General features: G+C 56.6%; 11 protein-coding genes. 7 read left to right on the top strand and 4 right to left on the bottom strand.

The features are described from left to right. The 3 genes from ACR0EO_RS21780 to ACR0EO_RS21770 form a co-directional block, all read right to left on the bottom strand. Window positions 1-91: GTP-binding protein (locus ACR0EO_RS21780; RefSeq protein ID WP_215675807.1), on the bottom strand; the 91-nt coding region annotated here is incomplete at its 3' end. 113 nt (window positions 92-204) lie between these two features. Next, entirely contained in the window at window positions 205-798 is a 594-nt protein-coding gene (locus tag ACR0EO_RS21775) for a hypothetical protein (protein WP_480693010.1), read from the bottom strand. Window positions 799-896: 98 nt separating this feature from the next. Continuing rightward, on the bottom strand, window positions 897-3,245 hold the full coding sequence (locus ACR0EO_RS21770; RefSeq protein ID WP_480693009.1) for a DNA topoisomerase IV subunit A: 2,349 nt from the start codon (window positions 3,243-3,245) through the stop codon (window positions 897-899). A 200-nt stretch (window positions 3,246-3,445) separates the two neighbouring features. Here ACR0EO_RS21770 and ACR0EO_RS21765 point away from each other — a divergent pair, with 200 nt between their 5' ends. From ACR0EO_RS21765 to ACR0EO_RS21740, 6 genes are all read left to right on the top strand, one after another. Beyond that, window positions 3,446-4,051: an SH3 domain-containing protein gene (locus tag ACR0EO_RS21765; protein WP_480693008.1), complete on the top strand. Its 606-nt coding sequence runs from the start codon at window positions 3,446-3,448 to the stop codon at window positions 4,049-4,051. Window positions 4,052-4,120: 69 nt separating this feature from the next. Continuing rightward, complete coding sequence (locus ACR0EO_RS21760; RefSeq protein ID WP_480693007.1) at window positions 4,121-4,948, top strand: SDR family NAD(P)-dependent oxidoreductase; 828 nt, start codon at window positions 4,121-4,123, stop codon at window positions 4,946-4,948. A gap of 79 nt (window positions 4,949-5,027) precedes the next feature. Further along, window positions 5,028-5,231 (top strand): twin transmembrane helix small protein, encoded by a 204-nt coding sequence (locus ACR0EO_RS21755; RefSeq protein WP_480693006.1) that lies wholly within the window; start codon window positions 5,028-5,030, stop codon window positions 5,229-5,231. Continuing rightward, the gene (locus tag ACR0EO_RS21750) at window positions 5,232-5,804 is read left to right on the top strand and encodes a cob(I)yrinic acid a,c-diamide adenosyltransferase (RefSeq protein WP_480693005.1); all 573 of its coding nucleotides are present in this window, start codon (window positions 5,232-5,234) and stop codon (window positions 5,802-5,804) included. Between the two features lie 245 nt (window positions 5,805-6,049). Continuing rightward, complete coding sequence (locus ACR0EO_RS21745) at window positions 6,050-6,808, top strand: electron transfer flavoprotein subunit beta/FixA family protein (RefSeq protein WP_170493937.1); 759 nt, start codon at window positions 6,050-6,052, stop codon at window positions 6,806-6,808. Further along, entirely contained in the window at window positions 6,808-7,737 is a 930-nt protein-coding gene (locus ACR0EO_RS21740) for an electron transfer flavoprotein subunit alpha/FixB family protein (RefSeq protein ID WP_480693004.1), read from the top strand. The genes ACR0EO_RS21745 and ACR0EO_RS21740 overlap by 1 nt, the downstream gene beginning before the upstream one ends. Window positions 7,738-7,787: 50 nt before the next feature. On the opposite strand, the gene ACR0EO_RS21735 is transcribed toward ACR0EO_RS21740, so the two are convergent. Further along, window positions 7,788-8,597: a DUF6473 family protein gene (locus ACR0EO_RS21735; RefSeq protein ID WP_480693003.1), complete on the bottom strand. Its 810-nt coding sequence runs from the start codon at window positions 8,595-8,597 to the stop codon at window positions 7,788-7,790. A gap of 162 nt (window positions 8,598-8,759) precedes the next feature. Between ACR0EO_RS21735 and ACR0EO_RS21730 the strand changes: the two genes are divergently transcribed. Continuing rightward, complete coding sequence (locus ACR0EO_RS21730; RefSeq protein ID WP_480693002.1) at window positions 8,760-9,635, top strand: 3-hydroxybutyryl-CoA dehydrogenase; 876 nt, start codon at window positions 8,760-8,762, stop codon at window positions 9,633-9,635. Window positions 9,636-9,651: the final 16 nt, after the last annotated feature.

Below are 9,651 nucleotides of genomic sequence, written 5' to 3'. Positions count from 1 at the left end.
CTGCGGTCAGCGTGGTCTTGCCGTGGTCAACGTGGCCAATCGTGCCGATGTTGACGTGCGGTTTTGTACGCTCAAACTTTTCCTTTGCCATTCCTCAGGCGCCCTTTTGCGATTTGGGGGACCCTTGGTCCCGTGGTTACATCTGCGCGCGCGAGATATTTGGTTCAAAGGGGAAAATCAAGCACATCCTGCGTTAAAAGCAGGTTAAGATGCCGGATTTTGCGTAACCACGTCGGATTCCAGCGGCTGGATCAGGTTGGGGCGCCGATCGAACCAGCCATTCTCCAAATGTTCCTCAGCCAACCACTCTTCGACTCGGTCGGCGACTTTGAGAGCCAGACCACTCATTTGTTCCTCTTTGGTGCGCTCGTGGCCCGACCCTTTCAGGGCGCTGCCGCCAGTCGTATCCTCGAGAACCTGGAACTGTTTGCCTTTGGCAAGGAACTCTTTCTTGTTCACGTCATAGACATTGACCAGAACAATCGCCGTGCTTTTGGGGTTGTAGATCACCGGAATGCCCGGAGGGGCCAGCATGTAGCCTTCGAGGCTGATGCCTATATCGTATTCCTGCGCACCCTCGTAACGACCCAAACGAATATCAACTGCATTCTGTATGGCAGCAGTCCACTCATCCGGGGTAGCATCCCGCGAAACGGGTCCTTGAACGGCCTTTTCGGCAAAGGCGTAGTTCACCCTCAGCTTAAACTCTCCCAGAGCCTCGGGGTCTTCATAAACCTGCGTTTGCGTGCAGGCGCCCATCAGGGCCAGTCCAGTAATCAAGGTTAGAATGCGCAACATGGTCTCTTCTCGATAGGCCTGTTTTTCTTTGATCTAGCGCACCGATACGGCTTATGCCAAGCCGTATCGGCGGAATTCTACCCGAAAGTGTTGCCTCGTCACGAGAACTTATAGTCGCGCGGGAACCCATACGGCGGCTTCTTCCCAACGCTGGCACGCTTGGCAAGCCATTGAGACATATCGGCCTCATGGCGTGTTTTATCCCCGCCCATCGACCATTTCAGACCTTCTTCCCAGTTAAAGGTCGTAAGGTCGGACAGCCCGCCATCCAGCTCCAGCGTACCCTGACGCCCACGTGCCATGTTGTATTTTTGCAAACGCACGCCCTTGCCTCGGGTCATCTCGGGCAACTCCTCGGTCGGGAAGACCAGGAATTTACCGTTCTGAGACACCACAGCCACGTGATCGCCATCGATCGGCTTACAGATCATCGCAGTTTCGTCGCCTTTGACGTTCAGAACCTGTTTGCCATTGCGGGTCTGGGCCAGCACGTCATCTTCGGGCACCATAAAACCATTGCCCGCATCCGAGGCTACCAACAACTTACGACCCGGCTTGTGGATCAGGATATCAATGATCTGCGCTTCGTTTGGCAGATCAACCATCAAGCGCAGCGGCTCGCCCATTCCCCGACCGCCAGGCAGGTTCGCTGCGCTGATCGTGTAGAATCGGCCGTTTGAGGCAAACACCAGCAAACGATCGGTTGTTTCCGCGTGGAAGATGAACCGCGGACCGTCGCCGTCCTTGAACTTCAGTTCGCGCTTCAGGTCGATGTGACCGGTCATGGCGCGGATCCAACCCATCTGAGAGCAGACGACCGTGATCGGCTCTTTGTCGATCATCGCCTCCAGCGGAACTTCCTCGACCTGACCGGCCTCGGCAAACTGGGTCCGGCGGGCACCGCCTTCGTAGTCTTTGCCAAAGGTCTTCTTGGTCTCTTTCAACTGCTCGGCGATTTTGGCCCACTGCAGGCCCTCGTCGGCCAGCAGATCTTCGAGATTGGCACGCTCTTCCATCAACGCGTCGCGTTCGCGGACAAGCTCCATTTCTTCCAGACGGCGCAAGGAGCGCAGACGCATATTTAGGATCGCGTCGACCTGCACCTCGGACAGCTCGCCCTCACCCGGCTTGGGTGAGACGTAATCGGCTTCGTTGGTCGCACGGACGTGGTCAATGCCCCAATCCTCGCGCATCAAGGCAGCTTTGGGATCGTCGTCATAGCGGATGATGTCGATCACACGGTCGAGGTTGAGGAAGGCAACGATAAAGCCCTCCAAGACCTCCAAACGGTGATCGATCTTGCCCAAACGATGACGCGAACGACGCAGCAGCACTTCTTGCCGGTGATCAAGGAACGCGCGCAGCACTTCCTTCATCGAGCAGACCTTGGGCGTTACCCCGTCGATCAGCACGTTCATATTCAGGCTGAACCGCACCTCAAGGTCCGAGTTGCGGTAAAGCATGCCCATCAGCACCTCGGGGTCCACGTTTTTGGAACGCGGCTCAAGGATCAAGCGGATGTCATCGGCGGATTCGTCGCGCACATCGGCTAGGATCGGGATCTTCTTGGTCTGGATCAGCTCGGCGATCTTTTCGATCAGCTTGGATTTCTGAACCTGATAGGGGATCTCGGTGACGATGATCTGCCACTGACCGCGACCCAGATCCTCGACCTCGTATTTGCAGCGCAGACGGAAGGACCCGCGCCCGGTGCGATAGGCCTGCGCGATGTTCTCGGGCGGTTCTACAATAATGCCACCGGTTGGGAAGTCCGGACCGGGTACGTAATTCAGCAACGTGTCGTCGCGCGCGTCCGGTGTCTTGATTAGATGTAGACAGGCGTCACACAACTCAGAGATGTTATGCGGCGGAATGTTCGTTGCCATGCCAACCGCAATACCGCTGGCACCGTTGGCCAACAGGTTCGGGAACTGAGCAGGCAGCACGACCGGTTCAGTCAGCGTGCCATCATAGTTGTCGCGGAAGTCGACGGCGTCTTCGTTCAGACCCTCGAGCAGCGCCTCGGCAACGATGGTCATCCGCGCCTCGGTATATCGCGAGGCCGCCGGGTTATCGCCGTCGATGTTGCCAAAGTTCCCCTGCCCGTCGACCAGCGGGTAACGGACGTTGAAGTCCTGAGCCAGACGCGCCATCGCGTCATAAATCGCCGCGTCACCGTGCGGGTGATAGTTGCCCATCACGTCGCCGGAAATCTTGGCAGACTTACGGAACCCACCCGTCGCGCTGAGTCGCAACTCTCGCATCGCGTATAGGATTCGCCGGTGAACCGGCTTCAAACCATCCCGCGCATCCGGCAGCGCCCGGTGCATAATAGTGGACAGCGCATAGGTCAGATAGCGTTCGCCAATCGCTCGGCGCAGCGGTTCGGCTACCTCGCCCCCATTTTCGGGGGCCTCCATGTTGGGGTCGTCGATCGTATCGTTCATACATGATGTGATACGCCGCAAGCGCGCCTTGGTAAAGCAATCAGCGCATATTTTGCTGGGGACAAGTGGCGCTTTTTGCAACAGGGGGAGGCAACCCCCCGATTTCCCCCGTTTTTCGACTCGAGCATAAAAATATGCTAAGATTAACGGATTAGAATGCTGCCTTTTTCTAGTTTCTTGCGATTACCGGGGGATGCGCCATGACGCGCCTTATTGTTATGACTTTCGCCGCACTCGGATGGTGCTTTTATGTAATGAGCGGAGGTCCGGAATTTGAACCGCGCGGCCTGCGTGCCGAGCAACCTGTTCGTGTTGCCGCTGCTCCGACGCCATCCGTTGCACCTACTCGTGCCGAAGAACTTGTGACCAACGTCGCGGCACGGACGCCTGCCCGCATACAGCCTGAACCCGCGAGCGAAGAGATCATCGAGATCGTAGCCGAAACCGCGAGCTTAGGCTCCTTCTCCGGCCTTTCGGTTTTCGACGATCAAAGTGCCAATATTACCCTTGCTTCGCTCGAGGACGGTATAACCGGGTTGCAACAAGAACCCGTCGCTGGACAGGAAGAAATCTCTGAGACACCAGCGATTCCCGAGCCGAAAAAGGACATCCGCGAAATCTCAGGCACCCGTGTGAATATGCGCGATGGCCCCGGCACCATCTATCCAATTATCGGCAAAGCGACCATTGGCCAAAAAGTCGAGGTCCTGAGCGAATCCGGCACCGGCTGGTTGCGCCTGCGCGTGTTGCCAGAGCAACAGGTTGGATGGATTTCAGCCTCATTGGTTCGAAAAACAACAAACTGACGCTTTGCTGTCATTGTCCTGATCCGAACCTCGCAATAGCTATGGCTTAGGTTCAACTTCAGGAAGAACATGCAGAAAACAATCCTTATCACCGGCTGCTCGTCTGGAATTGGTCTGGATGCGGCTCATGGAATGCGCGCCCGAGGATGGAAGGTGTTCGCGTCCTGCCGTCAACAAAGGGACTGTGACCGGTTGCGCGCGCAGGGCTTTGAAAGCCCACGCATCGACTACACTGATGCCGAAAGTATCGCGACCGGGCTGGCAGAAGTTCTCGAAGTGACTGGCGGGACACTGGATGCCCTGTTCAACAATGGCGCTCATGGTCTGCCTGGTGCTGTTGAGGATTTGCCGACAGATGGCCTGCGCCAGATTTTCGAGGCGAACTTCTTTGGCTGGCATGAACTGACTCGGCAGGTGATTCCAGTCATGCGGGCACAGGGGCACGGGCGAATCGTTCAGAACTCTTCGGTTTTGGGATTGGTGGCCTATCCGTGGCGCGGCGCCTACGTGGCAACAAAATACGCAGTCGAAGGGCTGACCGATACCTTGCGTCTGGAACTCGCCGACACTGACATCAAAGTCATCCTGATCGAGCCCGGTCCCATTACCTCGAAAATCCGCGAAAACTCGATCCCTATGTTCGAACGGTTTATCGACTGGCAAGCATCGGCTCTCCGTCATCGATACGAAGCAACGCTATTGAAAAGACTATACGAATCCTCGGGCCCTGACAGGTTCGAGCTGCCTGCATCCGCTGTTACAGACAAGCTGGCCCATGCGGTCGGTTCGAAACGCCCCCGAGCCAGATACTATGTCACGACTCCGACCTACATCGCCGGATACCTCCGCCGCATCCTGCCGACGCGCACCATCGATCGCATCCTGTCAGACGTCTGAGGCGAAATTACCCGTTCGCTTTTCACGTCCATAGGGCTAGATGGTTGTCTAGGGAAAACGAAACGCGGACGGTGTACCCATGGACCTACTAATGGTCGTTTTATTGTTGGCCATGGCGGCGGTCGTCGTCGTGCTCGCAATTGGCATCTCGAATTTTGGAAAGAGCGGTAAAAGCGCTGCTCTGAAGAGCAACAAGATGATGCAGTTGCGTATCTTGTTCCAGTTCATTGCCGTCGTATTGATCGTGCTCTACGTCTGGCTGCGTGGACAAGGAGCACAGTAAATGGTCGTACTGAACAAGATTTACACCCGTACAGGCGATGACGGGAAGACAGCGCTTGGCAATGGAGAGCGGGTCGCCAAGTACTCCGGCCGGGTAGCGGCATACGGAACTGTGGACGAACTCAACGCTTTTGTCGGCGTCGCGCGCACTGAGGCCAAAGGCGAAGTCGAAGCTGCCCTATCGCGCATTCAGAACGACCTGTTCGATCTGGGTGCGGACTTCTGCCGCCCTGACATGGAAAAAGACGCCGAAGCCGATTACCCACCTCTTCGTGTTGTTGCATCTCAGATAGATCGGCTTGAGGCCGAAATCGACGTCATGAATGAAACGCTGGAACCGTTGCGCAGCTTTATCCTGCCCGGTGGATCCCGATTGGCTGCACATCTGCACGTCTGTCGCACCGTTTCACGCCGGGCCGAGCGGCTAGCGGTTGAATTGACCAACATGGAGCCCGTCAATGGCGTGGCGGTGAAGTATCTCAACCGCCTAAGTGACTGGTTCTTTGTTGCTGCTCGTTGCGCCAACGAGAACGGCACGAGCGATGTGCTGTGGGTTCCAGGTGCAAACCGCTGATTGAGGCCAAGAATTCTTTGCTCACTGCCGCGACATAGAATTCGAGCGAGAATCCCCAAAACTACCGTTGGCCCAGCAACTTTCTTGCGGGCCAGCGTATCAAAAAAAACGAAACGCGACGTCCCAAGCCCATGACGTGACGATTTTGCCCTGTTGCAGCATGGATTGAGACGCTATTCAGTCGTCCGAGAGCATTGGTGGAGTCGCTACGCGGCTTACCGTTTTTTGTGAGGAGCAAGCGCAAAATGAAGGTACTCGTGCCTGTAAAGCGCGTGATTGACTATAATGTGAAGGTCCGCGTTAAAGCGGACGGTAGCGGTGTCGATCTCGCCAATGTCAAAATGTCGATGAACCCGTTCGACGAGATCGCTGTGGAAGAAGCGATCCGCCTGAAAGAAGCGGGCAAGGCAGACGAAGTTGTTGCCGTTTCGATCGGCGTAAAGCAGGCGCAGGAAACTCTGCGTACCGCACTGGCCATGGGCGCGGACCGCGCAATCCTGGTCGTTGCTGCTGACGACGTCCACACCGACATCGAGCCTCTGGCCGTTGCAAAGATCCTGGCCAAAGTGGTCGAGGAAGAGCAGCCGGGCATCGTTCTGGCGGGCAAGCAGGCTATCGACAACGACATGAACGCCACCGGCCAGATGCTGTCGGCTCTACTGGGCTGGTCGCAAGGCACCTTCGCGTCCGAGCTGGATATCGAAGGCGACAGCGCCAAGATCACCCGTGAGGTTGACGGCGGCCTGCAGACCATCAGCGTCAAGATGCCAACCATCGTGACCGTTGACCTGCGCCTGAACGAGCCGCGCTATGCGTCGCTGCCGAACATCATGAAGGCGAAGAAAAAGCCGCTGGATGAGAAGACCGCCGCCGATTATGGCGTCGACGTCACTCCGCGTCTGGAAGTCGTCAAAACCGAAGAGCCGCCGGCACGTGCCGCCGGTATCGTCGTGGGCTCGGTCGACGAGCTGGTCGAGAAACTCAAAGAAGCGGGGGCTGTGTAATGGCTGTTCTTCTTCTCGCTGAAGTCAACAATGGTGAGCTGTCGCTGGACGCCACCGCCAAGGCCGTCAACGCCGCAAAGGCACTGGGTGACGTGACCGTTCTGGCCGCAGGTGGTTCTGCCGCTGCTGCCGGTGAGGCCGCTGCCAAGATCGACGGTGTATCCAAGGTTCTGGTTGCCGAAGATGCGTCGCTGGGTCACCGCCTGGCAGAATCGACCGCAGCTCTGATCGTGTCGCTGGCCGATGGCTATGAGCACATCGTTGCGCCCGCCACCACCGACGCCAAAAACGTGATGCCGCGCGTTGCTGCGCTGCTTGACGTGATGGTGATCTCAGATGCCTCCGGCGTGGTTGACGGCTCGACCTTCGAGCGTCCGATCTATGCGGGTAACGCGATCCAAACCGTTAAGTCTTCGGACGCCAAGAAAGTCATCACCCTGCGTACCGCCAGCTTTGACGCTGCGGGTGAAGGTGGTTCGGCCCCAGTTGAAACCGTTTCGGTTCCGGGTTCGGAAGGTCTGTCGTCGTGGGTCGAGGACAAGGTTGCTGAAAGCGACCGTCCGGAACTGACCTCGGCTGGCGTCGTTGTTTCGGGCGGCCGTGGTGTTGGCTCGGAAGAGGACTTCAAACTGATCGAAACACTGGCCGACAAGCTGGGCGCGGCCGTTGGCGCGTCGCGCGCTGCGGTTGACTCGGGCTACGCTCCGAACGACTGGCAGGTGGGTCAGACCGGTAAGGTTGTTGCACCTGACCTGTATGTCGCTGTCGGCATCTCGGGCGCGATCCAGCACTTGGCCGGTATGAAAGACTCGAAGGTCATTGTTGCGATCAACAAAGACGAAGAAGCACCGATCTTCCAGGTTGCCGACTTCGGTCTGGTTGCTGACCTGTTCCAGGCCGTGCCGGAACTCACCGAGAAACTCGGCTGATCAAAAACACAGTCTAATCGGAAAAGGCCCGCTATGAACGCGGGCCTTTTTCATTTCAGGTTGCTGACCGGCCCAATCAAAGACTGAGCAATCGACATATGGGCCGCCGGCCCAATCATGTGTTCTGCCATGGGTTGCTGCAGGGTTCCGAACAACATGTCTTCAAGCTCTTCCGATTGGCCCGAAACATGTTCTGCCACCCGCACACAGTCGGCGCTTAACGGTCGTACGTCTTCAAGCATCTGATCTGAAACCTCGATGCTTGCCCCTTCGCCAACCTGATCCCTAAGAACGCGGAGAGCCAATAGCACGACCGGTGTCTGTACCCGCCTTAAAAGGCCACTAACCTTGTAGACCCAACTACGGCGGAGTTCTTCGGCAACCACCTCAAACCTCGAATCCTCTTGCTTGCGAAGCAAAGACACCAAGTGGCACACGAAATGCACATCAGCAAAGTCGACCTCGGGATACAACGAGATTAACTCCGGCGTGGGCGCCACGACCCGATCATTGCGCCTGTGGTGCACTCTGTAGAAATGGTTGGATTGGGACAGAACACCTGGAGTTTGCAGCACACAGAGATCTGCCCCGTCCATAATACTCAACAACCCCGAGTCGCTACACAAGGCATCTAGCCCGCAGAACAAACTGCCAAAATTCAACACACGCCGATCCAGTTTGCCTTCCAATACGGCAGCGAATGGCCGATCAACAAACCGACCGAACGTTTCGTCTCCACCAACGCACGCGACGTAAGGCGCGTCCAATGACCGTTCTGGCCCACGGAACCAAAGCTGTGATCCGCCGTATTGGCAAACGGCATCCTCGGGTCGCCCCGAGCCTGTTTGATGATAGCTCATATCACTCACCCATATTTTCACCCGGTGCCATCTTGCGGCCGCAAGTCTTGCGATTTCCCTAATGTGCGCATTTGAAGCAAAATCGAACGACCGGATCCCCTTGCCGCCCGACCCGATCTGCCGATAGTGTCGCCGTATCCCGTGACACAGAGGCACCAGAACATGGATGTAAAATCAGTCGGAGTGATTGGCGCAGGCCAAATGGGCAACGGTATCGCCCACGTCCTGGCTTTGGCGGAATATGATGTTCTGCTCAACGATGTGAACCAAGACGCCCTAAACGGAGCCTTGGCGACGATTGAAGGCAACATGGCGCGCCAAGTATCACGCGGGAAAATCGCTGAGGATGCCATGCAGGCCGCTCTGAAGCGGATAAAAACCACGCTTGAGCTGCCGCAATTGGGACAAACAGATCTGGTGATCGAAGCTGCTACCGAGCGTGAGACAGTCAAACAGGCGATCTTTGAGGATCTGCAGCCTCATTTGTTGCCGCATACGATTCTCACATCCAACACCTCGTCGATCTCGATCACACGACTCGCCAGCCGCACTGACCGCCCCGAACGTTTCATGGGCTTTCACTTTATGAACCCGGTGCCGGTGATGCAGTTGGTGGAACTCATTCGCGGCATCGCAACTGATGAAGAGACATTCAAGACCTGCAAGACAGTTGTAGACAATCTTGGAAAAACCGCTGCAAGCGCTGAGGACTTTCCCGCCTTCATCGTGAACCGAATTCTGATGCCTATGATCAATGAGGCGGTCTATACCCTCTACGAAGGCGTCGGCAACGTGCAGTCCATCGACCAATCAATGAAGCTGGGTGCAAACCATCCTATGGGACCGTTAGAGCTGGCGGATTTCATCGGCTTAGACACCTGCCTGGCAATTATGAACGTGCTGCATGACGGATTGGCCGATACAAAATATCGCCCCTGTCCACTTTTGACAAAGTATGTCGAAGCAGGCTGGCTTGGCCGAAAAACTGACCGCGGCTTCTATGATTATCGCGGCGAAGTACCCGTACCAACCCGGTAACAAAAAAGAGGGGCCA

This window comes from Ruegeria sp. BE9, assembly GCF_056538765.1.
The sequence above is the reverse complement of the archived record's forward strand: the minus strand, read 5'-3'. Positions and strand labels throughout refer to the sequence as shown.